Annotated in this window: 30 protein-coding genes; 6 read left to right on the plus strand and 24 right to left on the minus strand. The window is 66.3% G+C overall.

What is annotated here, in order from left to right; translation table 11 throughout:
- Positions 1–21 precede the first annotated feature (21 nt).
- From prpC to LF41_RS06635, 5 genes are read right to left on the minus strand one after another with little or no spacing between them, the layout of a single operon-like run.
- Positions 22–1,167, minus strand: coding sequence for a bifunctional 2-methylcitrate synthase/citrate synthase (gene prpC / locus LF41_RS06615; protein ID WP_036167681.1), 1,146 nt, complete (start codon positions 1,165–1,167; stop codon positions 22–24).
- 46 nt (positions 1,168–1,213) lie between these two features.
- Positions 1,214–1,768, minus strand: coding sequence for a hypothetical protein (locus LF41_RS06620; RefSeq protein WP_036167683.1), 555 nt, complete (start codon positions 1,766–1,768; stop codon positions 1,214–1,216).
- Entirely contained in the window at positions 1,768–2,649 is an 882-nt protein-coding gene (gene prpB / locus LF41_RS06625; protein WP_036167923.1) for a methylisocitrate lyase, read from the minus strand. The genes LF41_RS06620 and prpB overlap by 1 nt, the downstream gene beginning before the upstream one ends.
- 54 nt (positions 2,650–2,703) lie before the next feature.
- Positions 2,704–3,687, minus strand: coding sequence for a malate dehydrogenase (locus LF41_RS06630; protein ID WP_036167685.1), 984 nt, complete (start codon positions 3,685–3,687; stop codon positions 2,704–2,706).
- Between the two features lie 42 nt (positions 3,688–3,729).
- Positions 3,730–4,887 (minus strand): aminotransferase class I/II-fold pyridoxal phosphate-dependent enzyme, encoded by a 1,158-nt coding sequence (locus LF41_RS06635; protein WP_237577667.1) that lies wholly within the window; start codon positions 4,885–4,887, stop codon positions 3,730–3,732.
- A gap of 123 nt (positions 4,888–5,010) precedes the next feature.
- Between LF41_RS06635 and LF41_RS06640 the strand changes: the two genes are divergently transcribed.
- Genes LF41_RS06640 through LF41_RS06650 form a run of 3 tightly spaced genes read left to right on the plus strand, consistent with a single transcriptional unit; the run spans position 5,011 to position 7,540 of the window.
- Positions 5,011–5,769 carry a hypothetical protein gene (locus LF41_RS06640; protein ID WP_152599919.1) on the plus strand — a complete coding sequence of 253 codons (759 nt, stop codon included), beginning with the start codon at positions 5,011–5,013 and terminating at the stop codon, positions 5,767–5,769.
- Positions 5,766–6,944, plus strand: coding sequence for a M48 family metallopeptidase (locus LF41_RS16090; protein ID WP_052116208.1), 1,179 nt, complete (start codon positions 5,766–5,768; stop codon positions 6,942–6,944). The genes LF41_RS06640 and LF41_RS16090 overlap by 4 nt, the downstream gene beginning before the upstream one ends.
- 8 nt (positions 6,945–6,952) lie before the next feature.
- A complete protein-coding gene (locus LF41_RS06650) occupies positions 6,953–7,540 on the plus strand; it encodes a hypothetical protein (RefSeq protein WP_036167692.1) in 588 nt (195 codons plus the stop codon).
- Here the strand turns inward: LF41_RS06650 and LF41_RS06655 are convergent, their stop codons facing one another.
- Positions 7,541–8,035: a peptidylprolyl isomerase gene (locus tag LF41_RS06655; protein WP_036167696.1), complete on the minus strand. Its 495-nt coding sequence runs from the start codon at positions 8,033–8,035 to the stop codon at positions 7,541–7,543.
- Between the two features lie 119 nt (positions 8,036–8,154).
- Between LF41_RS06655 and typA the strand changes: the two genes are divergently transcribed.
- The 3 genes from typA (at position 8,155) to LF41_RS06670 (ending at position 12,336) form a co-directional block, all read left to right on the plus strand.
- Positions 8,155–10,008, plus strand: a complete 1,854-nt coding sequence (typA, locus tag LF41_RS06660; RefSeq protein ID WP_036167700.1) for a translational GTPase TypA — start codon at positions 8,155–8,157, stop codon at positions 10,006–10,008.
- A gap of 20 nt (positions 10,009–10,028) precedes the next feature.
- Complete coding sequence (locus LF41_RS06665) at positions 10,029–10,511, plus strand: DUF2127 domain-containing protein (RefSeq protein ID WP_237577673.1); 483 nt, start codon at positions 10,029–10,031, stop codon at positions 10,509–10,511.
- Between the two features lie 91 nt (positions 10,512–10,602).
- Positions 10,603–12,336 (plus strand): amidase, encoded by a 1,734-nt coding sequence (locus LF41_RS06670; RefSeq protein WP_036167703.1) that lies wholly within the window; start codon positions 10,603–10,605, stop codon positions 12,334–12,336.
- Here the strand turns inward: LF41_RS06670 and LF41_RS06675 are convergent.
- From LF41_RS06675 to rplX, 18 genes are all read right to left on the minus strand, one after another.
- Positions 12,281–13,348 (minus strand): WD40/YVTN/BNR-like repeat-containing protein, encoded by a 1,068-nt coding sequence (locus LF41_RS06675; protein ID WP_052116210.1) that lies wholly within the window; start codon positions 13,346–13,348, stop codon positions 12,281–12,283. The genes LF41_RS06670 and LF41_RS06675 overlap by 56 nt on opposite strands.
- 11 nt (positions 13,349–13,359) lie before the next feature.
- Entirely contained in the window at positions 13,360–14,754 is a 1,395-nt protein-coding gene (locus LF41_RS06680; protein WP_036167705.1) for a class II 3-deoxy-7-phosphoheptulonate synthase, read from the minus strand.
- An 80-nt stretch (positions 14,755–14,834) separates the two neighbouring features.
- Positions 14,835–15,341: a disulfide bond formation protein B gene (locus tag LF41_RS06685; RefSeq protein WP_036167707.1), complete on the minus strand. Its 507-nt coding sequence runs from the start codon at positions 15,339–15,341 to the stop codon at positions 14,835–14,837.
- A 113-nt stretch (positions 15,342–15,454) separates the two neighbouring features.
- Positions 15,455–15,829, minus strand: coding sequence for a 50S ribosomal protein L17 (rplQ, locus tag LF41_RS06690; RefSeq protein ID WP_036167708.1), 375 nt, complete (start codon positions 15,827–15,829; stop codon positions 15,455–15,457).
- Positions 15,830–16,016: 187 nt separating this feature from the next.
- A complete protein-coding gene (locus LF41_RS06695; RefSeq protein ID WP_036167710.1) occupies positions 16,017–17,015 on the minus strand; it encodes a DNA-directed RNA polymerase subunit alpha in 999 nt (332 codons plus the stop codon).
- Positions 17,016–17,082: 67 nt separating this feature from the next.
- On the minus strand, positions 17,083–17,712 hold the full coding sequence (gene rpsD, locus LF41_RS06700; RefSeq protein ID WP_036167712.1) for a 30S ribosomal protein S4: 630 nt from the start codon (positions 17,710–17,712) through the stop codon (positions 17,083–17,085).
- A 14-nt stretch (positions 17,713–17,726) separates the two neighbouring features.
- Complete coding sequence (gene rpsK / locus LF41_RS06705; RefSeq protein WP_036167714.1) at positions 17,727–18,122, minus strand: 30S ribosomal protein S11; 396 nt, start codon at positions 18,120–18,122, stop codon at positions 17,727–17,729.
- Between the two features lie 12 nt (positions 18,123–18,134).
- Positions 18,135–18,491, minus strand: coding sequence for a 30S ribosomal protein S13 (gene rpsM, locus LF41_RS06710; RefSeq protein ID WP_036167716.1), 357 nt, complete (start codon positions 18,489–18,491; stop codon positions 18,135–18,137).
- Between the two features lie 329 nt (positions 18,492–18,820).
- Complete coding sequence (secY, locus tag LF41_RS06715; RefSeq protein WP_036167718.1) at positions 18,821–20,173, minus strand: preprotein translocase subunit SecY; 1,353 nt, start codon at positions 20,171–20,173, stop codon at positions 18,821–18,823.
- A gap of 7 nt (positions 20,174–20,180) precedes the next feature.
- The gene (rplO, locus tag LF41_RS06720) at positions 20,181–20,618 is read right to left on the minus strand and encodes a 50S ribosomal protein L15 (RefSeq protein WP_036167721.1); all 438 of its coding nucleotides are present in this window, start codon (positions 20,616–20,618) and stop codon (positions 20,181–20,183) included.
- A 4-nt stretch (positions 20,619–20,622) separates the two neighbouring features.
- Complete coding sequence (rpmD, locus tag LF41_RS06725; protein ID WP_036167722.1) at positions 20,623–20,823, minus strand: 50S ribosomal protein L30; 201 nt, start codon at positions 20,821–20,823, stop codon at positions 20,623–20,625.
- Positions 20,816–21,355 (minus strand): 30S ribosomal protein S5, encoded by a 540-nt coding sequence (rpsE, locus tag LF41_RS06730; RefSeq protein ID WP_036167723.1) that lies wholly within the window; start codon positions 21,353–21,355, stop codon positions 20,816–20,818. Before rpsE ends, rpmD begins: the two co-directional genes overlap by 8 nt.
- A gap of 129 nt (positions 21,356–21,484) precedes the next feature.
- The gene (rplR, locus tag LF41_RS06735; protein ID WP_036167725.1) at positions 21,485–21,838 is read right to left on the minus strand and encodes a 50S ribosomal protein L18; all 354 of its coding nucleotides are present in this window, start codon (positions 21,836–21,838) and stop codon (positions 21,485–21,487) included.
- 28 nt (positions 21,839–21,866) lie between these two features.
- Complete coding sequence (gene rplF, locus LF41_RS06740) at positions 21,867–22,394, minus strand: 50S ribosomal protein L6 (RefSeq protein ID WP_036167727.1); 528 nt, start codon at positions 22,392–22,394, stop codon at positions 21,867–21,869.
- 13 nt (positions 22,395–22,407) lie between these two features.
- Positions 22,408–22,803 carry a 30S ribosomal protein S8 gene (gene rpsH, locus LF41_RS06745; protein ID WP_036167728.1) on the minus strand — a complete coding sequence of 132 codons (396 nt, stop codon included), beginning with the start codon at positions 22,801–22,803 and terminating at the stop codon, positions 22,408–22,410.
- 61 nt (positions 22,804–22,864) lie between these two features.
- The gene (gene rpsN / locus LF41_RS06750) at positions 22,865–23,170 is read right to left on the minus strand and encodes a 30S ribosomal protein S14 (RefSeq protein ID WP_036167730.1); all 306 of its coding nucleotides are present in this window, start codon (positions 23,168–23,170) and stop codon (positions 22,865–22,867) included.
- A 12-nt stretch (positions 23,171–23,182) separates the two neighbouring features.
- Entirely contained in the window at positions 23,183–23,722 is a 540-nt protein-coding gene (rplE, locus tag LF41_RS06755; RefSeq protein ID WP_036167732.1) for a 50S ribosomal protein L5, read from the minus strand.
- Between the two features lie 21 nt (positions 23,723–23,743).
- Positions 23,744–24,058: a 50S ribosomal protein L24 gene (rplX, locus tag LF41_RS06760; RefSeq protein ID WP_036167734.1), complete on the minus strand. Its 315-nt coding sequence runs from the start codon at positions 24,056–24,058 to the stop codon at positions 23,744–23,746.
- Positions 24,059–24,071: the final 13 nt, after the last annotated feature.

Below are 24,071 nucleotides of genomic sequence, written 5' to 3' on the forward strand. Positions count from 1 at the left end.
CAGTGCGCGGCCTTTTCGTTTTCAGCGCTTGTCGATGGCGACGTAGTCGCGATCGTCGGGACCGATGTAGTTCGCGCTGGGGCGAATGATCTTGCCGTCTTCGCGTTGTTCGATCACGTGCGCGCTCCAACCCGTCGTGCGGGCGATGACGAACAGCGGCGTGAACATCGGCGTCGGGATTCCCATCATGTGGTAGGCCGAGGCGCTGAACCAGTCGAGGTTCGGGAACATCTTCTTCATGTCCCACATGAGCGTTTCGATGCGCTCGCTGACGTCGAACAGCACCTGGTTGCCGCCATCCGCGCACAGCTTGCGCGAGAGCTCCTTGATGATCGGATTGCGCGGGTCGCCGACGGTGTAGACCGGATGGCCGAAGCCGATGACGATTTCCTTGCGCTCCACGCGCGCGCGGATGTCGGCTTCCGCTTCATCGGCGCTGGTGTAGCGCGAGATGATGTCCATCGCCACTTCGTTCGCGCCGCCGTGCTTCGGACCGCGCAGCGCGCCGATGGCGCCGGTGATGCAGGAAAACATGTCCGAGCCGGTGCCCGCGATCACGCGCGCGGTGAACGTCGAGGCGTTGAACTCGTGCTCGGCATACAGGATCAGCGACTTGTCGAGCGCATCGGCGTGCAGCTTCGACGGCGGCTCACCGTGCAGCAGGTGCAGGAAGTGCGCGGCGACGCTGTCGTCGTCGGTCTCCACGTCGATGCGGCGGCCGTTGCGCGTGAAGTGCCACCAGTACAGCAGCATCGAACCGAACGACGCGATCAGCTTGTCGGCGATGTCGCGCGCTTCCGACGCCGGATGGCCTTCGCGTTCCGGCAGTACCGTGCCGAGCACCGAGCAGCCCGTGCGCATGACGTCCATCGGGTGCGCGTTGGCGGGGACGAGTTCAAGCGCTTCCTGCACGATGGCCGGCAGGCCGCGCAGGCGCGAGAGCTTGGTCTTGTAGGCCTTGAGCTGCGAGGTCGTCGGCAGCGCGCCGTGCACCAGCAGGTGCGCGACTTCCTCGAAGGTGGACTTCGTGGCGAGATCCTTGATGTCGTACCCGCGGTAGTGCAGGTCGTTGCCGCTGCGGCCGACGGTGCACAGCGCGGTGTTGCCCGCTGCGGTGCCGCTCAGCGCGACGGACTTCTTGGCCTTGGGGAGCACTTGTTCGCTCATGGCGTTTCCTTCGTTTGCGTCGTTGTATGCGTGTGTTGCGCGCGAATCAGTTCTCGAACTCGAGCGCCGGGTCGAACCGGGGGCAGGCATCGATTGGACGGGTGACGTCCTCGGTGCCCCGCGGATGGGATTGCGTGGTCCAGCATTCGTCGAGCGCCGAGCAATAGCAGATGGTGGCGTTCCAGCGTTCCCCGGCCACGTTGCGGATGGCGGTGAACTGCTCCTTCGCGCCCGGCTGCAGGTAGGTCATGTCCTCACCGGACGCGAGCACCGCGCCGTTGAGCGAGCTGTAGCCCATCTTTTCGGGAGGCAGGCCCAGGGCGCTGGCCAACTGGCCCCAGTCCTTCAGCGGCTTGCCGTCGAGCGTCACGCGCGCGCTGCGCACGATCAGCGGTCCCATGCCCTTGTTGGCGAGGTGGAACTCGCCGAGTGCGCCCGCGTTGTAGAACTGCGCGCGGGGCCAGACCTGCGCGCGCACCTGCTGGCGCTGGAGTTGCGCGGTGTATGCGGCGACGCCGACCGCCACGAAGCTCACGACCAGCGCCGAGAGCGCGGTGACGCGATCCCAGTCGAAGCCCGTGCGCGGCGCGGCGTCGTTCATCACTTCTTCGAGGAGAACAACGCGTCGAGCTTGTCTTCGTACGCGTGGTAGCCGAGGAAGTCGTACAACGCAGCGCGCGTCTGCAGCGTGTCGACGATGTTCTTCTGCGTGCCTTCGCGGCGCACGGTTTCGTAGAAGTTGAGCGCGGCCTTGTTCATCGCGCGATACGCGCCGCAGCAGTACAGCGCGATGTCGACGTTGGCGCCGCGCAGCTCGTCCGTGGTGAAGAACGGCGTCGAGCCGAACTCGGTGAGGTTGGCCAGGATCGGCACCTTCACCGCGGCCTTGAAGCGCTTGTAGTCCTCGAGCGTGTTCATCGCTTCGGGGAAGATCATGTCCGCGCCGGCTTCGACGTAGGCGCAGGCGCGGTCGATCGCCGACTCCACGCCTTCGACCGCCGCTGCATCGGTGCGCGCCATGATCACGAACGTCCCGTCCGTGCGCGCGTCCACCGCGGCCTTGATGCGATCGACCATTTCGTCCTTCGTGACGACTTCCTTGCCGGGGCGATGGCCGCACCGCTTCTGGCCGACCTGGTCTTCCATGTGCACGGCCGCAACGCCGACGTTGATGAAGGACCGAATGGTGCGCGCGATGTTGAACGCGCCGCCCCAGCCGGTGTCGATGTCGACGAGCAGGGGCAGTTGCGTGGCATCGACGATGCGGCGCGCATCGACGAGCACGTCTTCCATCGTGCTGATGCCGAGGTCCGGCACACCGAGCGAATTGGCGGCCACGCCGCCGCCGGAGAGATACAGCGCCTTGTAACCCGTGCGCTTGGCCATCAGGCCGGCGTACGCGGTGATGGCGCCCATCACCTGCAGCGGGCTTTCGTCGCGGACGGCATCGCGGAAGCGCGTGCCGGCAGAAGCTTGCGTCATGTCATGCATCCCACAATCGACGAGGCGACCTTGCGGTCGCCTCGATGTTACGAATCAGAGCAGGTGCGCCACGCCGGCGCGTTCTTCCTCGAGCTCGGCGAGCGTCTTGTCCATGCGCTCGCGGCTGAAGTCGTCGATGGCCAGGTCGGTGATGCGCGTGTACTCGCCGTTCTGCGTGGTCACGGGCACGCCGTAGATCACGCCTTCCGGAATCCCGTAGGTGCCGTCGGACGGCACGCCCATCGTCACCCACTTGCCGTTGCTGCCGAGGACCCAGTCGCGGACGTGGTCGATCGCGGCGTTGGCGGCCGACGCGGCGGAGGACAGGCCGCGCGCTTCGATGATCGCCGCGCCGCGCTTGCCCACCTTCGGGATGAAGTCGTTGGCGTTCCAGTCGGCGTCGTTGATCTTGTCCTTCAGCGACGCGCCGCCAGCCGTGGCGAAACGGTAGTCCGGATACATCGTCGGCGAGTGGTTGCCCCACACGATCAGCTTGTCGATGTCGGCGACCTGCACGCCGGCCTTGGCCGCGAGCTGCGACAGCGCGCGGTTGTGGTCCAGGCGCAGCATGGCGGTGAAGTTCTTCGCCGGGAGGCTCGGCGCCGACTTCATCGCGATGTAGGCGTTGGTATTGGCCGGGTTGCCGACCACGAGCACCTTGACGTTGCGCGAGGCGACATCGTTCAGCGCCTTGCCTTGTTCGGTGAAGATCTTCGCGTTCTCGAGCAGCAGGTCCTTGCGCTCCATGCCCGGGCCGCGCGGACGCGCGCCGACGAGCAACGCGATGTCCGCGTCCTTGAACGCGACGCGCGCATCGTCCGTGCCGACCATGCCGGCCAGCAGCGGGAACGCGCAATCCTCGAGTTCCATCATCACGCCCTTGAGCGCGGCCTGCGCTTTTTCGAGCGGCAGTTCCAGCATCTGCAGGATGACCGGCTGGTCCTTCCCGAGCATTTCGCCGGAGGCGATGCGGAACAGCAGGGCGTAGCCGATCTGGCCGGCAGCGCCGGTGACGGCAACACGGACGGGGGTCTTCATGGTGCGGTGGCTCCGGAAATCGTGGGGACTATTGATTGGGCGTTACTGCAGTTCGTCGAAGAACTGCTTGAAGCGTGCGAGCCCCGGCGCGAGTTGCGGCGTGGGGCACGTGTAGCTGATGCGCAGCGCGCGCGGCTCGCCGAACGCCGAACCCGGCACGCAGGCCACGCCCTTGGCTTCCAACAGCGCGTTGCACAAATCGACGTCGTTGCCGATCTTCAGGCCCGTCGGGCCATGCGTCTTGCCGAACGCGCAGCTGACGTCCGGGAAGACGTAGAACGCGCCTTGCGGACGCGGGCACACGATGCCGGGGATCTCCGCGAGCATCGCCAGCACCTGGTCGCGCTTGGCGGAGAACTCGGCGTTCTTCTGCGTCGGCACGTCCTGCGGGCCGGTCAGCGCGGCGATGGCCGCGGCGGTGACGACTTCCGGGATGTTGGTGATGTGGTTGGAGTTCATCGTCGCGACGGCCTTGGCCACGCTCTCGGGGCCGGCCATGAAGCCGACGCGCCAACCGGGCATGCCGTAGGTCTTGGAGAGCGAGTCGATGAAGATCACGCGGTCGCGCAACTCGGGTCGCGCGTGCACGAAGTTGTGGTACCCGAGGCCGTCGAACACCATGCGGTTGTAGATGTCGTCGGTGATCACCCAGGTGTCCGGGTACTTGGCGACGACGTCGGCCAGCGCCGCGATCTCGTCCTTCGAATACACCATGCCCGTCGGGTTGGACGGGTTGTTGAAGAGGAAGACCTTCGGCTTCTTCGCCAGCGCCGCGTCGAGCTGCGCCGGCGTCATCTTGTAGTCCTGCGACGGCGGGCACGGAAGCAGGTCGATCTTCGCGTTCACGATTTCCGCGATGTCGAAGTAGCTGGTCCAGTACGGGGTCGCGAAGCAGATGGTGTCGCCTTCGTCGAGCAGGGCTTCGGCGAGGTTGAAGATCACGTGCTTGGCGCCGATGCCGGTGGCGATGTTCGCGCGTTCGTATCCGTTCAGCCCGATCTGCGCGATGTGAGCGAGGAACGCGTCCAGCAACGCATCGCTGCCGCGGTTGCTGCCGTACTGCCCGCTGTCCTTCGCCAACGCTTCACGAGCGGCGGCATAGACGTGATCGCCCGGGAGGAAATTCGGTACACCGATGGAAAAGCTGATGATGTCGCGGCCTTCGGACTTCAAACGCTTGGCCTTTTCGGCCACCACCATGATTGCGCTAGGCTTGGCGCGACCAACGCGCCGGGCGAGCAAAGGCATCGCGAGAACCTCGTCGGAACGAACTGGGGACTGGTCTACGTATCGGCTGCGGGAACAGCCGGAAGGAAGCCCGAAATGCTAGCACAGGGGACGTTGTCGACCGCAGTGCCGGGGCGCGTGGTGCGCCGGTTCCCGGCTGTTTTCCTCCTGATCCTCCTGATCCTTGCGGCCCTGCCCGGCTGCATGTCGACGCAGGTGCGGCAGGTCGAGGACGAGAAGGGCAAACCGGTGGTCATGTCGGGCACGACCGTGGTCCTGGTGGAACCGGACATCGAGCTGTACGCCGTGGGCGCCGGCGGCATGGCCGAACCGCGCAAGGCGTGGACGGAAGCCGCCCGCAAGAACTTTCCCGACGCCGCACGCCAGCGCCTGGAGGCCGTCGGCTTCACCCTGCGGCCCGACTACTACCTGCCGAAGGACGCGGGCCCGGAAAACCGCCTGCGCCAGATCTACCTGCTGAACCAGGCCGTGTCGATGAGCATCCTGAATTACGGGCGCCCCGGCACGCTGCGCAACAAACACGACAAGTTCGACTGGACCCTCGGGCCGGGCGTGTCCGACCTGCGCGAGGCGACCGGCGCGGACTACGCGTTGTTCACCTACGTGCGCGACAGCTACACCAGCGGCGGGCGGGCGGCGATGCGCGTGATCGGCTTCCTGCTCCTGGGCGGCGACATCGGCGGCGGGCAGCAGATCGGCCTGGCCTCGCTGGTCGACCTGCGCACCGGCCAGGTCGTCTGGCACAACCTGTTGCTCGACCAGACCGGCGATCTGCGCGACGAAGCCGGCGCATCGGAAACCGCGGGCGACCTGCTGAAGGGCATCCGGAAATGACGGTCGGGCAAGCGAAGCACGCGATCGCGGGCGCCCTGCTCGCGCTGCTCGTCGGATGCGCCACGCAACAACCGATGCGCACGCCGGAACCGGGTTCGCGCCCAGTCGCGGGCACCGACGAAGACGAGCTGTGGTACGCGATGGAGAAGTCGGAGGAAGAACTCGCGCGTTCCCCGATGCGCGTGCGCGACCCGGCGCTCAACGCGTACGTCAAGGACGTCGCGTGCCGCGCGTCGGCCGGCTACTGCAAGGACCTGCGCGTCTACATCATGAACGTGCCCGCGTTCAACGCGAGCATGGCCCCCAACGGCACGATGATCGTCTGGACCGGCGCGTTGCTGCGCATGCGCGACGAGGCCGAGCTCGCTTTCGTGCTCGGCCATGAAGCGGGCCACTTCCGCGCGCAGCACACGCTGCGCCAATGGCGGCGCATGAAGGACACCAGCGCGTTCCTCGGCGCGTTCCAGATGCTCGCCTATGGCGCGGGCTTCCCGAACACCGCGTATTTCGGCTCGCTCGGCATCTACGCGACGATCTTCAAGTTCAGCCGCGACATGGAACGCGAGGCCGACAAGCTCGGGTTCGAGGCCGTCGTCGCCCAGGGCTGGGACCCGCGCGCGGGCGCCGATGTCTGGGGCCGCATGCTGCGCGAAGAGAACACGCTGAAGTACATCAGCCGCAGCACGGTGTTCGCCACCCACCCGGCCACCGAAGAACGCTTGTCCGACGTGCGCGCCGCGGCGGCAGCGGTGCCGAATCCGCCGTCCACGCGCAACAAGGCGCAATACCGCGAAGCCACGCGCCCGTTCCTCGAGAACTGGCTGGTCGGCGAACTCGCGCAGCGCCGCTATGCGAGCTCGCAATTGGTGATCCAGGAATTGCTGGACGACGCGCCGCAGGAAGACAAGGGCATGCTGACCTTCTACCTCGGCGAGTCCTACCGGCGCCGCGACAACAAGCAGGATGACGCGAAGGCCGCGGAGCTCTACGCGCGCGCCGTCACCCTGCCCGGCACGCCCGCCGCTGCGTGGCGCGAACACGGTTACGCCCTCGCGCAGCAAGGCCGGAACGACGACGCACGCAGCGCGCTGCAAACCTACCTGCAGAACGCACCGAAGGCCGACGACCGCGCCTTCGTGCAACGCGCGCTCGACAAACTCGGAGGCACGCACTGATGCAAAGGATGGCCGTGGTCCGGAACGCGATCGTGGCGTGCGCGGTCGCGCTGCTGCTCGGCGCATGCGCGTCGAGCGGCACGAGCCGGCTGGTGCCGGTCGGCGAAGTGCGCTCGGGCAAGCTCGTGTTGACCAGCGAGATGGAATGGACGCGTGCGACGAGCAACCGCTCGCAGCTGTGGACCATCGACGGCGAGCTGCTGAACATGCTCTACCTGGTCCACACGGTGAAGGAAGGCGACTACATCTTCCTCGGCCAGCGCGAGAGCAAGCGCCGCCCGGATGCGCCCTACTACCACAAGGGCATGCGCGAGGACGAACTGCGCGACCTGGTCTCCGACGGCCTGCTCAGTGCGGGATTCATCGGCGTGTCGCCGTCGAACCTGCGGCCGGCGAGCTTCGGGACGCACAGCGGCCTGCGCTTCGACCTCGACTTGCAGACCGGCGAGGGCCTGCAGTACCAGGGCCTCGTCGCGATGTTCGAACACGACAAGGGCCTGGCGCTGGCGATCTTCATCGCCCCGCGCGAGTACTACTTCCCGCGCGATTCGGCGAAGGTGTCGAGGATGCTCGACACGCTTCGCCTGGAACGCTAGTTACGCGGCGAGGATCTTGTTCCACTCGGCCACGCGGTCGGCCTTGGCGGCCAGCACGGCGTCGGCATCGCCTTCGATGCGGATGCTGTTGATCGTGTCGCCCTGCTTCACGGCGTCGACGACGTCCAGCCCCTCGGTGACCTTGCCGAACACGGTGTGCTTGCCGTCCAGCCACGGGGTCGGCACGTGGGTGATGAAGAACTGGCTGCCGTTGGTGTTCGGGCCGGCATTGGCCATCGACAGCACGCCGCGGTCGTGGCGCAGGCCATTGCTGGTCTCGTCCTCGAAGCGGTAGCCCGGGCCGCCACGGCCGGAGCCCTCGGGGCAGCCGCCCTGGACCATGAAATCGGCGATGACGCGGTGGAAGCTCAGCCCGTCGTAAAAGCCCCGCTTGGCGAGGTTCACGAAGTTCGCGACGGTCAGCGGGGCCTTGTCGGGGGCCAGCGCGACGCGGATCGGGCCACGGGAGGTATCGAAAACGGCGACCAGGGACATTCGGGGGCTCCTGCGGGAAAGCCGACGAGGATACTCCAGTCAGTGTTCGGGGCCCGCCGACAGGTATACTCGCCGGCTCTCTCAAGCAGCCCCAGCGCCCTCACCGGCGCGCATTCATCATGTCCGCTTCCGTCGAACGCCTCCGCAACATCGCCATCGTCGCCCACGTCGACCATGGCAAGACCACCCTCGTCGACCAGCTGCTCAAGCAGTCCGGCACCCTCAACGAGCGCGCCGTGGTCCCGGACCGCGTCATGGACAGCAACGATCTCGAAAAGGAACGTGGCATCACGATCCTCTCGAAGAACACCGCGATCCGCTGGACGAATCCGAAGACCAACGAAGTCTGGCGCATCAACATCGTCGACACCCCCGGGCACGCCGACTTCGGCGGCGAAGTGGAACGCGTGCTGTCGATGGTCGACTCCGTGCTTATCCTCGTCGACGCGATGGACGGCCCGATGCCGCAGACGCGCTTCGTGACGCAGAAGGCGTTCGCGATGGGCTTCAAGCCGATCGTCGTCGTCAACAAGGTCGACCGCCCCGGCGCGCGCGCCAGCTGGGTGCTCGACCAGACCTTCGACCTGTTCGACCGCCTCGGTGCGACCGACGACCAGCTCGACTTCACCACCGTCTACGCCTCGGGCCTGCAGGGCTACGCCGGCATGGACGAAAGCGTGCGCGACGGCGACATGACGCCGCTGTTCGAAGCGATCTGCGAGCACGTGCCCGCCCCGCCGGTCGACCCGGAAGGTCCGTTCCAGATGCGCGTGACCTCGCTGGACTACAACAGCTACGTCGGCATCATCGGCGTCGGCCGCATCCAGCGCGGCAAGGTCAAGACCAACCAGCAGGTCACGGTCATCGACCGCGAAGGCAAGACGCGCAACGGCAAGGTCGTGCAGGTGCTCGGCTTCATGGGCCTGGAGCGCGTGGAAGTCGGCGAAGCGCAGGCCGGCGACATCATTGCGTTCTCCGGCATCGAGAACCTGGGCATTTCGGACACGCTGTGCGATCCGACCGCCGTCGAACAACTCCCGGTGCTCACCGTCGACGAACCGACGATCTCGATGACCTTCCAGGTCAACGACTCGCCGTTCGCGGGCGTCAAGGACCGCAGCGGCGGCAAGTTCCTCACCTCGCGCCAGCTGCGCGATCGCCTCACGCGCGAAACGCAGCACAACGTCGCGCTGAAGGTCGAGGACACGGGCGACGCCGACAAGTTCAAGGTCAGCGGCCGCGGCGAACTGCACCTGTCGATCCTGATCGAGAACATGCGCCGCGAAGGCTACGAGCTCGCGGTGTCGCGTCCGGAAGTGATCATCAAGGAAATCGACGGCGTGGTATCCGAGCCGTTCGAAGCCCTCGTCGTCGACATGGAAGAGCAATTCCAGGGCGGCGTGATGGGTCGCCTCGGCGAGCGAAAGGCGCTGCTGCAGAACATGGAACCCGACGGCAAGGGCCGCGTGCGCCTGGACTACCTCATCCCCGCGCGCGGGCTGATCGGTTTCCAGACCGAGTTCCGCACGCTCACCGCCGGCACCGGCATGCTCTTCCACGTCTTCGACCATTACGGCCCGAAGGCGGAAGGCCAGATCGGCCAGCGCCAGAACGGCGTGCTGATTTCCAACGGCACCGGCCCGTCGCCTGCCTACGCGCAGATGGCGATGCAGGAACGCGGCCGCTTGTTCATCGAGCCGGGCGAGGAGATCTACGAAGGCCAGATCGTCGGCATCCATTCGAAGGACAACGACCTCACGGTCAACGCGCTGCGCGGCAAGCAGCTCACCAACTTCCGCGCGTCGGGCAAGGACGACGACGAAGGGCTGATCCCGGCGATCAAGTTCTCGCTGGAGCAGGCGCTGGAGTTCATCGACGACGACGAACTCGTCGAGATCACGCCGAAGGCGATCCGCCTGCGCAAGAAGTTCCGCAGCGAGACCGATCGCAAGCGCGCCTCGCGCGCTGCGTGATGTCCGATCCGGCGCAACGCGTGGACGCGAAGCGCTCGACGACGAACGACTACGTGCACGACCCGCGGGCCCATCCGGGCCTGCGGGCGATCGCGATCATCGAAGGCATCAAGGGGTTGCTCGCGCTTTCCGCCGCGAGCGGGCTGGAACTGATCGGCCCGATTCCCCTCAAGCGCTGGGTGCATGAGCTGATCGCGCGCTTCCAGCTCGAACCCGACCACGGCGCGATGGCATGGCTCGCCAACGCGATCAACCCCGACTCCGTGCATCTCGCCGCGGCCGCGGTGGCCGTGTACGCGGTGTTGCACCTCATCGAAGCGTGGGGCCTGTGGCGCGACAAGGCATGGGCCTCGCTGCTCGGCTGCCTGGCCGCGGCGATCTATCTCCCGTTCGACATCTACGCATTGATCCGCCATCCCGGCTGGGTGTCGGTCGCGGTGCTGGCGATCAACGTGCTGGTCGTCTGGGTGCTGGCGCGCGACTTGTTGAAGCGCCGGAAGTAAGCGCGTCCACTGCCGCCCCATGAGTTGCGGCCGCACGGCCGCCGCGCGATGCTCCGCCTTCGCGGCACGCCGCCGCCCAGGGGACCTTGCCATGCGCCTTGCCTTGCTCGCCCTCGCCCTCCTCGCGGCCACGGGCTGCCAGCCACGGGATGCGGCCGCACCGAAGACGGCGCCCGCGCCTGCGAAGCCCGGTGCGCCGTCCGCATCGGAGGTTCCAGCCTTCGCCTACGACGAGGCCGACATCGCGGGCCTGCAGCAACGCATGGCCGGGGGCGGTCTGACCAGCCACGCACTCACGCAGGCCTACCTCGACCGCATTGCGGCGATCGACAAGGCGGGTCCGACGCTCAACGCAGTGATCGAACTCAATCCGAAGGCGCTTGCGGAAGCCGACGCGCTCGACGCCGAACGCAAGGCCGGCACGTTGCGCGGTCCGATGCACGGCATTCCCGTGTTGTTGAAGGACAACATCGACGCGGTGCCGATGGTAAACTCCGGCGGCTCGCTCGCACTGGCGAACAACAAGCCCGCGCGCGATGCGTTCCTCGTGCAACGCCTGCGCGCGGCCGGTGCGGTCATCCTCGGCAAGACCAACCTCAGCGAATGGGCGAACTTCCGTTCGACGCGATCGACCTCCGGCTGGAGCGGCCGCGGCGGGCAAACGAAGAACCCGTATGCGCTCGATCGCAATCCGTGCGGCTCGAGCTCCGGCACGGGGACAGCGATCGCGGCGAATCTCGCGGTCGTCGGCGTCGGCACGGAAACCGACGGCAGCATCATCTGCCCGGCGTCGGTCGCGGGCCTGGTCGGATTGAAGCCGACCGTCGGCCTGGTGAGCCGCGACGGCATCATCCCGATCTCCGCCACGCAGGACACCGCCGGCCCGATGACGCGCACGGTGAGCGACGCGGCTGCGATGTTGTCGGCGATGGTCGGGCGCGACGATGGCGACGCGGCGACGGGCAACAGCGTCGGCAAGGCGGTGTTCGATTACGAAAAGCGCCTCGACGCGAACGCGCTGCAAGGCCTGCGCATCGGAATCCTGCGCAAGGACATGGGCTGGCATCCGGATGTCGACGCGGCGATGGAACGCGTGGTCGCAACGCTGAAGTCGGCGGGCGCCACCGTCGTCGATGCGGACATCCCGACGCGCGGCAAGTGGGACGAAGCGGAATTCGAAGTGCTCCTGTTCGAATTCAAGGCGGGCGTGGAGAACTACCTGCAAAAGCACGACGCCGGCCCGAAGACGCTCTCGCAATTGATGGTGTTCAACAGCCAGAACGCCGACAAGGAGATGCCCTACTTCGGTCAGGAGATCTTCGAGAAGGCGAATGCGAAGGGGCCGCTCGGCGATCCTGCGTATCTCGAAGCGAAGGCGAAGGCGCGCCGCCTCGCCGGTCCCGAAGGCATCGATGCGGCGATGCAGGCCGCCAACGTCGACGTGCTGATCGCGCCGGCCATGTCGCCCGCGTGGCCGACCGACCTGGTACTCGGCGATCATTTCGTCGGCGCCGGTTACGGCGCGGCCGCGGTCGCCGGTTATCCCAGTCTCACCGTGCCGATGGGCGAAAGCCACGGCTTGCCGATCGGCGTGGTGTTCGTCGGTCCGGCGTGGAGCGAAGCGAAGTTGTTGTCGGTCGGTTACGCGTACGAGCAGCGCAGCAAGTTGCGGCGTGCGCCGACGTTCGCGCCGACGGTGAGGCTCGGCAAGACGGCGCTGCCGTCGCCGACGGCCAGCACGATGCCGGTGTGGACGTCGGCCGAGCCGGCTACCGCGTCGACGTCGGCGCTGCCGCCGCCTGCGGCGCCTTCGACGCGAAAGTGATCTTCGCGATGCGGCCCTTGTCGCCGCTCGCCCACGCGGTCATGCCGGCGCGGTCGATGGCGTCGTAGCCGACATCGGACAAGGGGCGCCACGTGGGCGTCCCCTCGGCGGGAGAATCGAGCGCATCGACGCCGGTTGGGCCGACGGCGATGCAAAGCGATTTGGAGAAGCACGCGGCGCCCGAGCGATAACCGCGCGGCGGCGGAAGCGGGTCCATCGACGTCTGCTTCCGACCGAACCACATCCACGCCGCACTGCCCTGCGTTTCGTTCTCGAAATCGCCACCGACCAGGAGCGCGTCGTCGCCGATGGTGGCGATCGAAAAAATGCCGGCGGCGGGAATGCGATGCTGCATCCGCGTTTCATCCGCCGACCAGATCTCGCCGTACATGAAATGGTGGACGCGTGCGGCGGCGCCGCCACCCACCGCGACCAACTGTCCGCTGGCCGTGTGCGCGATGCAGGTTCCGCTTGCGGCGAATGCCGCTTCGTCTTTCATCGCTTCGGGGCCGTTCTTCCAAAGCGTCCAGGTGCGGCCACCATCCTGCGTCTCGCGGATCTGGTAACGCCCGTCGACCGGATCACCCAGCATCCAACCCGTATTCCCCTTGAACACCATGCAATCGAAGAACGCGCGCTCGTCATCGTTCTTCAGCGCGAGCGTCCACGACCTGCCGCCGTCCTGCGTGCGATATACGCGCGATTGTTCGCCGGGGCCGATGCTCAGCACGACCGCGGTGCTCGCATCGAAGCCTTCGACGTCGCGGAAGTCGAGCGCCTTCGCGTCGGGAACCGACACGTTGACCCAGGTCTGGCCGCCGTCGAGCGTGCGCAGCACGGTGCCTTCGCGGCCGCTCGCCCATGCGGTGTTTTCATCAATGGCGGAGATGCCGCGCAGGCGCACGGTGACGCCGCTGCTTTGCGTTTCGATCGTCGGGTTGGCGGCGAAGGCGTTGGCTGCGAAGAAGACACAGGACGCAACGGCGGCCTGGATGCCCGCCTTCGCGGGCATGACGAAAGGCCTCACGCCTGCACCGGCTGCATCAACTGCGCCTGCTTGCGCACGATCAGCATCGCGGTTTCCAGCGCCTGTTCGTAGTTCAGGCGCGGGTCGACCGTCGAACGATACGCACGCGCGAGATCGTTCTCCGTCAGTTCGCGTGCGCCGCCCAGACATTCGGTGACGTCCTCGCCCGTGAGTTCGAGATGCACGCCGCCCAGGCGCGTGCCGGCGACGGCGTGCAATTCGTACGCCTGCTCGAGCTCGTTGCGGATGTTGCCGAAGCGGCGCGTCTTGTAACCGTTCGCCGTGCTTTCGGTGTTGCCGTGCATCGGGTCGCATACCCACAGCACGCGGCGGCCTTCGCGGCGCACGACGTCGAGCAGCGCGGGCAGCTTGCTGCCGATCTGCGTGGCGCCCATGCGGTGCACGAGCGTGAGGCGGCCGGGCTCGTCTTCCGGGTTGAGCACGTCGATGAGCTTCATCAGCGCATCGGGCGTCGTGCTCGGACCGATCTTGACCGCGACCGGGTTGCGGATGCCGCGGAAGTATTCGACGTGTGCGCCGTCCAGCGCGGCCGTCCGCATGCCGATCCACGGGAAATGCGTGCTGAGGTTGAACCAGCCCCACTGGCGCGGCACCTGGCGCGTCTGCGCTTCCTCGTACGGCAGCAGCAGGGCTTCGTGCGCGGTGTAGAAGTCGACGCGATTGAGGTTGTGCACCTGAGAACCGGACAGCGTTTCCATGAAACGCACGGCATCGCCGATGCTGGCGACCATGCGGTGGTATTCGTCGGCGAGCGGCGAGTGGCCGACCCAGCGCAGGTCCCAGTATTCGGGATGGTGGAGGTCGGCGAAGCCGCCATCGATCAGCGCGCGCACGAAATTCATCGTCATCGCCGAACGCGCGTGCGCCTTGATCATGCGGCGCGGGTCGGGCGTGCGCTCTTCGGCGGTGAAGCCCGGCGCGTTGACGATGTCGCCGCGGTAGCTCGGCAGTGTCACGCCGTTGCGGGTTTCATCGTCGGTCGAGCGCGGCTTTGCGTACTGGCCCGCGAAGCGGCCGACGCGCACCACCGGCAGGCGCAGTCCGTGGACGAGCACGAGGCTCATCTGCAGCAGCACCTTGAGACGGTTGGAAATCACGTCGGAGCTGCATTCGGCGAAGCTCTCCGCGCAGTCGCCGCCCTGCAGGAGGAAGCGCTTGCCTTCCTGCGCTTCAGCCAGGTGCTGCTTGAGCGCGATGATTTCCCACGAGGTGACCAGCGGCGGCAGCGCGCGCAGTTCGCGCAGCGCTTCCTGCAACGCGGCCGCGTCGGGATACACGGGCATCTGCGTGGCCGGATGCGTGCGCCAGGTGTCGGGCGCCCAGTCGGCGGGGAGGTTCACGGGATGCAGGGTGCGGTCGGGATTTGCCATGGGAAGACGCCGGAATGTTGCAGTGCGTCGTCGCATCATGGGCCGGCGGCGGAGTGCCCGCAACCGGCAATCTGCACCATTCAGCGGCGGCGGAACGCGCTCATCGCGATCAGGATCGTGAGCACGATGAACCACGACAACGCCCACGCCGGCATCGACAGGCCAAGGAAGTGCCAGTCGACCTTCGCGCATTCGCCCGAGCCGGTGAGCACCTGGCGCACGACGTCGGCCAGCGGACTGGCTTCCATCATGAAATCCAGCGGCGGGCCGCAGGAGGGCACCTGGTCCGGCGGGAGGTGCGTCAGCCACACGTGGCGGCCTGCGATGCCGATGCCGGCCAGCGCGGGGATCAGCGCGATGACGCCCAGGATGCGACGGCCCGTCGCGCCGCGCGGCGCGATCAAGCCGCCGACGAGGAATGCGAGCCCGAGCACCGCGAAGGCGATCCGTTGGAAGATACAGAGCGGGCACGGGTTGAGGTGCCAGTGGCTTTGCGAAAACAGCGCGAACCCGATCAGCGCCGCGCATGCGACGAACCCGATCAGGAAGCGGAGGCGGAAGGCGGAAGCGGCGGCGGCATCGTTCATCCGCCAAGCGTGGCTGAGCTTGCGACGGATGGGAAGTGGCGCGCGTCGCCGGCGCGCAAAAAAGAAACCCCGGCGCGAGGCCGGGGATTCTCGGAGTGCTTCGGGCGAACCGATTACTCGGTGGCCGCCTCGGGGCGATCGACCAGTTCGACGTACGCCATCGGCGCGTTGTCGCCGGCGCGGAAGCCGCACTTGAGGATGCGCAGGTAGCCGCCCGGACGGGCCGCGTAGCGCGGGCCGAGGATGGTGAAGAGGTTGCCCACCGCTTCCTTGTCGCGCAGGCGCGCGAACGCAAGGCGGCGATTGGCGACGCCGTCGACCTTCGACAGCGTGATGAGCGGTTCCGCGACGCGGCGAAGTTCTTTCGCCTTCGGGAGCGTGGTGCGGATCAATTCGTGCTTGAACAGCGAGGCCGCCATGTTGCTGAACATCGCATCGCGATGGGCGCTGGTGCGGCTGAACTTGCGTCCGGCTTTCTTGTGGCGCATGGGTTGGTTTCCTTTGGAATCTTGTGTCGTTGGATTTCGCTGTCGCCATCCTGGCGTTGGAACTTGGACTGCGTTGGCCCTGGCCGACCCTCCGTGGGCGGCGTCCGCGCGGCTCGGGCCGCGTCGGTTGTGTTGCTTGCCTTGCAACGAGTGCCTGCGCGGCGAACCGCGCAGGCACCGATATTGCTTAGCCCATCATGCCGTGCGAGGCGATGCCCGCCGGCGGCCAGTTCTCGAGCTTCATGCCGAGCGACAGGCCACGCTGCGCGAGGACTTCCTTGATCTCGGTGAGCGACTTCTTGCCGAGGTTCGGGGTCTTGAGCAGCTCGACTTCCGTCTTCTGGATCAGGTCGCCGATGTAGTAGATGCTCTCGGCCTTGAGGCAGTTGGCCGAACGCACCGTCAGCTCGAGGTCGTCGATCGGGCGCAGGAGCACCGGATCCACGCCGCTCGCCTGCGGCTTCGCCGCACCGCGGTCGCGGTGGGTGAAATCGCCGAACACCGACAGCTGGTCGCTGAGGATGTCGGCGGCGGTGCGCACGGCTTCCTCGGCGTCGATCGTGCCGTTGGTTTCGATGTCCAGGACCAGCTTGTCCAGGTCGGTGCGCTGTTCGACGCGCGCGGCTTCCACCGCGTAGGCGACGCGGCGGACCGGCGAGAACGACGCATCCAGCATCAGGCGGCCGATCGCGCGGGTCTCTTCATCCGGACGACGACGCGCGGCGGCCGGCTGGTAGCCGAAACCACGCTCGATCTTCAGGCGCATGTTGAGCGCCGTGTCCTTCGTGAGGTGCGCGACGACGTGCGCCGGATTGAGGATCTCGACGTTGTGGTCCGTGCGGATATCGCCGGCGGTGACGACGCCCGGACCCTGCTTGGCAAGGTTGAGCGTGGCCGAATCGCCGGTGTGCATGCGGATCGCGACGTCCTTGAGGTTCAACAGCACCTCGAGCACGTCTTCCTGCAGGCCTTCGACCGTGGTGTACTCGTGCAGCACGCCGTCGATCTCGACTTCCGTGATGGCGAAGCCGGGGATCGAGGAGAGCAGCACGCGACGCAGCGCGTTGCCGAGCGTGTGGCCGTAGCCGCGTTCCAGCGGTTCGATCACGACCTTGGCGCGGTTTTCGGCGATCCGCTCGATCTGCGGACCGCGGGGGCGCAAGACTTGGTTTGCGGTAACCGTCATGTTGTAACGTCTCCAATAGGGCGGCACGCGGCCACGTCTGGCCGCATGCCTGATGTCTCGCGAACCGTTACTTCGAATACAACTCGACGATCAGCGCTTCGTTGATGTCGGCCGGCAGTTCCGCACGGTCCGGCACGGCCTTGAACACGCCGGCGAACTTCTTCGCGTCGACTTCGACCCACGCCGGCGACAGATCCATCTGCTGCGCGACGGTGACCGATTCCTGCACGCGGAGCTGCTTCTGCGCGCGCTCGGAGAGCGCGATCGCGTCGCCAGCCTTGACGGCGTACGACGGCAGGTTCACCGGCTTGCCGTTGACCGTGACGCCGCGGTGCGACACCAGCTGGCGCGCGGCCGGGCGGGTGACGGCGAAGCCCATGCGGTAGACGACGTTGTCCAGGCGCGTCTCGAGGAGCTGCAGCAGGTTTTCACCCGTGTTGCCCTTCTTGGTGGACGCCTTCTTGTAGTAGTTGCGGAATTGACGCTCGAGCAGGCCGTAGATGCGCTTGACCTTCTGCTTTTCACGCAGCTGGGTCGCATAGTCGGACAGCTTGCCCTTGCGGGCGGTGGCGCCGTGCTGGCCGGGCTTCTGCTCCAGCTTGCACTTGGAATCGAGCGCGCGTGCCGGCGACTTCAGGCCGAGGTCGGCGCCTTCGCGACGGGCGAGCTTACAGGTGGGACCAATATAACGAGCCATGGTTCTTCAGCTCCTCAGACGCGGCGCTTCTTCGGCGGACGGCATCCGTTGTGCGGGATGGGCGTCACGTCGATGATGTTGGTGATCTTGTAGCCGACGTTGTTCAACGAACGCACGGCGCTTTCACGACCCGGACCCGGGCCCTTGATGCGGACTTCCAGCGACTTGACGCCGTAGTCGAGCGCAGCACGGCCGGCCTTTTCGGCGGCGACCTGGGCGGCGAACGGGGTGGACTTGCGCGAGCCGCGGAAACCCGCGCCGCCCGAAGTCGCCCACGACAGCGCGTTGCCCTGGCGGTCGGTGATCGTGACGATGGTGTTGTTGAACGAAGCGTGGACGTGGGCGACGCCGTCGGTGACGACGCGCTTGATCTTCTTCTTCGTTTTTGCGGCAGCTGCCGGCTTGGCCATGGTGTGGGTTCCTTACTTCTTGATGGCCTTGCGCGGACCCTTGCGGGTGCGTGCATTGGTCCGGGTGCGCTGGCCACGCAGCGGGAGACCACGGCGGTGACGCAGGCCGCGATAGCAGGCCAGGTCCATCAGACGCTTGATGGCCATGCCGACTTCACGACGCAGGTCGCCTTCGACCACGTACTTGCCGACTTCCGAGCGCAGGCGCTCGACTTCCGGTTCGGACAGGTCGCGGATCTTCGTGTTCGAAGCAACGCCCGCAGCGGTGCAGACCTTCTTCGAACGGGTACGGCCGATGCCGTAGATGCTTTGCAGCCCGACCCAGACATGCTTCTGGGCAGGCAGGTTGACGCCCGCAATACGCGCCATGACGCGATCTCCAAACTTGATGGCGGCCGGATGTGTTCGACCCGGCGAAGGGAACATGAAAGTTTAGCGTGGTCTCGTGGTTCTTGGAAGTCCCGGACCCGAAGGCCCTGAACCCGGCATGGGGAGTGTGCCCATGCTCCGGCGACGGAATCCGGACTGCCGGGACACAGCGGCGAACCCCGCCGTGCCCTGCCCCGCGCGCTACTCCGGCGCGCGGTCTGGTCCGGACCCACCCGCGCACGAGACCGCCGCGCGAGTCGCCCTTGACGGCCCGGGCGAAACCCGGGACCGGGTGCGGAACCGGCCAAGCCGGCTCCGCGGTGTTTGGATCAACGGCCGGTCAGGCCGCGCGAACCCTTGAGGTTCGCCTTCTTCAGCAGGCTTTCGTACTGGTGGGACGTCAGATGCGCCTGGATCTGCGCCATGAAGTCCATCACCACCACCACGACGATCAGCAGCGAGGTGCCGCCGAAGTAGAACGAGGCGCCGATTTTCGTGCGCATCACTTCCGGAAGCAAGCACACCAGCACCAGGTACATCGCGCCGGCGCCCGTCAGGCGGGTCAGCACGCCGTCGATGTAGTCCGCGGTGGCCTTGCCGGGACGGATGCCCGGGATCAGCGCGCCCGACTTCTTGAGGTTGTCGGCCGTTTCCTGCGAGTTGAAGACCAGCGCCGTGTAGAAGAACGCGAAGCCGATGATCAGCGCGGCGAACAGGATCATGTGCAGCGGCTCGCCCGGGGCCAGCGACTGTGCCGCGCGCTGGAGCCAGGTGGCCTGCCCCGCCTGGCCGAACCAGGTGGAGGCCGTGGCCGGGAACATGATCAGGCTCGAGGCGAAGATCGGCGGGATCACGCCCGACATGTTGAGCTTCAGCGGCAGGAACGAGGTCTGGTTCATGTACGCGTTGCGACCGCCACCCTGACGGCGCGCGTAATTGACCGTGACCCGGCGCTGCCCGCGCTCGACGAACACGACGAGGAACGTGAAGGCCAGCACGATGATCGCGATGGCGAGCACCTGCAACGCGGTGATGTCGCCGTTGCGCGCCTGTTCGAACGTGGTGAGCACCGCGCCCGGCAGGCCGGAGACGATGCCGGCGAAGATGATCAGCGACACGCCGTTGCCGATGCCGCGCTCGGTCACCTGCTCGCCGAGCCACATCAGGAACATGGTGCCTGCCGTCAGCGACACGATGGCGGTCAGCACGAACCCCGGACCCGGGTTGTAGACGACCGGCATGCCGGTGGCCGATACCTGGTGCTGCAGCGCGAAGGCGATGGAGCCGGCCTGCACGATCGCGAGGAACACCGCGCCCAGGCGCGAGTACTGCGTGATCTTGCGGCGACCGGACTCGCCTTCCTTCGACATCGCCTTCCAGCTGGGGAGGATCTGCGTCATCAGCTGGACGACGATCGACGCCGAGATGTACGGCACGACGTTCAACGCGAACAGGCTGAAGTGCTGGAGCGCACCGCCCGAGAACATGTTGAACATGTCCACGATGGTGCCCTTCTGCGACTCCATGAGCTGGATCATCGCCTGCGGGTTGACGCCCGGCACCGGGATGTAGCAACCGATGCGATAGACGATCAACGCGCCGAGCACGAACAACAGGCGCTGGCGGAGCTCGGTGAATTTACCGAGCCCACCACCGAGATTCGCAGCTTGGCCTCGCGCCATGCGTCGCTTACTCCCCGACCTGGCCGCCGGCCGCTTCGATCGCGGCCTTCGCGCCCGCCGTGGCCGTCAGGCCCTGCAGCACGAACTTCTTCGTCACTTCGCCCTTCTTCACGACCTTCACCTTGCGGGCGGCCTGCGGAATGAGCTTGGCGGCGCGCAGCGCGGCGATGTCGATCGTGCCGGCGTCCAGCTTGTCCAGCTGGTACAGCAGCACTTCGACCGATTCCTTCGCGATCTGCGAGCGGAAACCGATCTTCGGCAGGCGACGCTGCATGGGCATCTGGCCGCCTTCGAAGCCGGCCTTGATCTTGCCCTTGCCGCTACGGGCGAACGAGCCCTTGTGGCCGCGGCCAGCGGTCTTGCCGAGGCCCGAACCGATGCCGCGACCGACGCGGACGCGGTCCTTGCGGGCGCCGTCGGCGGGCTTGAGGGTATTCATACGCATGAGATCAGTCCTCCACGCGAACGAGGTAGTGCAGCTGCGTGATCAGGCCACGCACCTGCGGGCTGTCCTTCAGCTCGCGCACATCGTTGAGCTTGTTGAGGCCGAGGGCGCGCACCGACAGGCGATGACGCGCCTGCGTGCCGCGAAGGCCCTTGACGAGGCGCACCTTGACGGTGCCGCCGGTGTTGGCGGGCGACTTAGCCATGGTGCAGGTCCTCCACCTTCTTGCCGCGCTTGGCTGCGATCTTGGTCGGCGAATGCGTTTCGCCCAGGCCGCGCAGCGTGGCGCGCACGAGGTTGATCGGGTTGCGCGAACCGACGGCCTTGGCCAGCACGTTCTTGACGCCGACCGCTTCGAGCACGGCGCGCATCGCACCGCCGGCGATCACGCCGGTACCTTCCGAAGCAGGCTGCATGAAGACGCGCGCGGCGCCGTGGCCCGACTTGACGGCGTGCCACAACGTGCCGTTGTTGAGGTCCACGTTGATGAAGCTCTTGCGCGCGTATTCCATCGACTTCTGGATCGCGACCGGCACTTCGCGCGCCTTGCCGTAACCGAAACCGACCTTGCCGTTGCCGTCGCCCACCACCGTCAGTGCGGTGAAGGTGAACTGGCGACCACCCTTGACCGTCTTGCTGACGCGGTTGACCGCGATCAGCTTCTCGATCATGCCGTCATCGACTTCTTCGCGGTCGCGATTGCGATCGCGGCCCCGCGATTCACGTTGTTCTGCCATTGTCTTGTCTCGTTGGTTAAGGGATTACGGCTCGTGCCGCTTGGAGTTGTTGGTATGTCGCGGGTGCACCGCAGCCGGGAGAACTCCCGACTGCGTCCGATACCGACCGTATCGACGGTTGAAAAGTTCTTAGAACTGCAAGCCGCCTTCGCGGGCTGCATCGGCGAGCGCCTTGATGCGGCCGTGGTAGCGGTAGCCCGAGCGGTCGAACGCGACCTTCTCGACGCCGGCAGCCTTCGCCTTTTCGGCGATGACCTTGCCGACCTTGGCGGCGGCATCGGCGTTCTTGCCGTTCTTCAGGCCTTCCTTGATGTCCGACTGCACGGTCGAGGCCGAAGCCAGGACCTTGGATCCGTCGGCGCTGAAAACCTGGGCGTACAGGTGCTGGCCGGTGCGCAGCACCGACAGGCGCGGCACGCCGAGTTCGCGGATGTGCGCGCGCGTCGACTTGGCGCGGCGCAGGCGGGCGGGTTTCTTGTTCATGCGTATGTCTCCGAAAGCTGAAAGCCGCTTAGGCCTTCTTGGCTTCCTTGCGGATGATGTTCTCGCCGGCGTACTTCACGCCCTTGCCCTTGTACGGTTCCGGCGGACGGAAACCGCGGATCTTCGCCGCCACTTCGCCGACGCGCTGCTTGTCGGCGCCGGAGACGAGGATCTCCGTCTGCGTCGGCGTGGTGATGGTGATCCCTTCAGGGGCCTTGAACAGCACGGGGTGCGAGAAACCCAGCGAGAGGTTCAGGTCCTTGCCCTGCATGGCGGCACGGTAGCCGACGCCCACCAGCTCGAGCTTGCGCTCGAAGCCGTCGGAGACGCCCTTGACCATGTTGGCGAGGATGGCGCGGAGCGTACCGGCCATCGGGACGAGCGACGGGTCGTTGGCCGAGAGCAGCGCATTGCCGTCTTCGACCTTGACTTCGACGCCGGCCGGCTTGGCGATCGACAGGGTGCCCTTCGGGCCCTTGACGGTCACGTTCTCGGCCTGGATGTTCATTTCGATGCCCTTGGCCAGGGCGATCGGTTGCTTGGCGACGCGCGACATAGTCGTTACTCCCTTAGGCCACGATGCACAGGACTTCGCCGCCGACGCCCTGCTGGCGCGCCTGCGAGTCCGTCATGATGCCCTTCGAGGTGGAGATGATCGCGACGCCGAGGCCACCGAGGACCTTGGGCAGCGCATCCTTGCCACGGTACTGGCGGAGGCTGGACTTCGAAACGCGCTGGAGGCGCTCGATGACGGGCTTGCCTTCGTAGTACTTCAGCGCGATTTCGAGCACCGACTTGACGCCGTCCTTGGTCACGCGCGACGACGCGATGTAGCCCTCTTCCTCGAGGACCTTCGCGATCGCGACCTTGATGTTGGACGACGGCATGGAAACAGCCGGCTTGCCGACGGCGGCCGCATTCTTGATGCGGATCAGCATGTCGGCGATGGGATCAGTCATGCTCATTGAGAATTACCTTTGAGTGCACCGATATCCGCGGAATGCGAATACTTCTGTTGGAACTTTGTTACCAGGACGCCTTGCGGAGACCCGGGACGTCGCCGTTCATCGTGGCCTTGCGCAGCATGTTCCGCGCGAGGCCGAACTTCTGGTAGACGCCACGCGGACGGCCGGTGATCGCGCAACGCGTGCGCTGGCGGCTTTCCGAGGAATCGCGCGGCAGCTTCTGCAGCTTGACCACGGCTTCCATCTTTTCTTCGTACGAAGCGGTGGTGCTGGAGATGATCTTCTTCAGCGCCTCACGCTTGGCACCATGCTGCTTCGCCAGCTTGGCGCGCTTGACTTCGCGGTTGACCATCGAGGTCTTGGCCATGGTGTCGTGCCCTTAGTTGCGGAACGGGAAGCGGAAGGCTTCGAGCAGGGCCTTGGCCTCCGCATCGGTCTTCGCCGAGGTGGTGATCGCGATGTCCATGCCGCGCATGGCGTCGACCTGGTCGAAATCGATCTCCGGGAAGATGATCTGTTCCTTGACGCCCATGTTGTAGTTGCCACGGCCGTCGAACGAACGCGCCGACACACCGCGGAAGTCGCGGACGCGCGGCAACGAGATGTTGATCAGGCGATCCAGGAACTCGAACATGCGGGCGCGGCGCAAGGTGACCTTGCAGCCGATCGGCCAGCCGTCGCGAATCTTGAACGAAGCCACCGAGATGCGCGACTTGGTGACCAACGGCTTCTGGCCGGAGATCTTGGCCATGTCGGCCACCGCGTTCTCGAGGATCTTCTTGTTCGCCGCCGCTTCGCCCACGCCCATGTTGAGCGTGATCTTGACGAGCTTCGGCACTTCCATCGGATTGGTGTAGCCGAACTGCTTCATCAGCTTCGGCACCACGTCTTCCTTGTAAATCTTTTCAAGCCGGGTCATGACATTTCCTCGGACGGCCTATCAGCCGTCGATCGATTCACCACTGGAGCGGAACACACGCAGTTTGCGTCCATCCTCCAGGACCTTGAAGCCGATGCGCTCGCCCTTGCCGGTGGCAGGGTTGAACAGCATGACGTTCGAAATATGGATCGGCGCTTCGCGCTCGATCACGCCGCCGGCCTGGCCGGCCTGCGGGTTCGGCTTGGTGTGGCGCTTGACGACGTTGATGTTGGACACGACGACCTTGTCGCCGGCCACGCGCACGACGTCGCCGCGCTTGCCCTTGTCCTTGCCGGAGATGACGACCACCTGGTCGCCCTTGCGGATACGGTTCATATGCTTCCCCTGC

The sequence above is a fragment of the Lysobacter dokdonensis DS-58 genome, assembly GCF_000770795.1.
Taxonomy (GTDB): domain Bacteria; phylum Pseudomonadota; class Gammaproteobacteria; order Xanthomonadales; family Xanthomonadaceae; genus Noviluteimonas; species Noviluteimonas dokdonensis.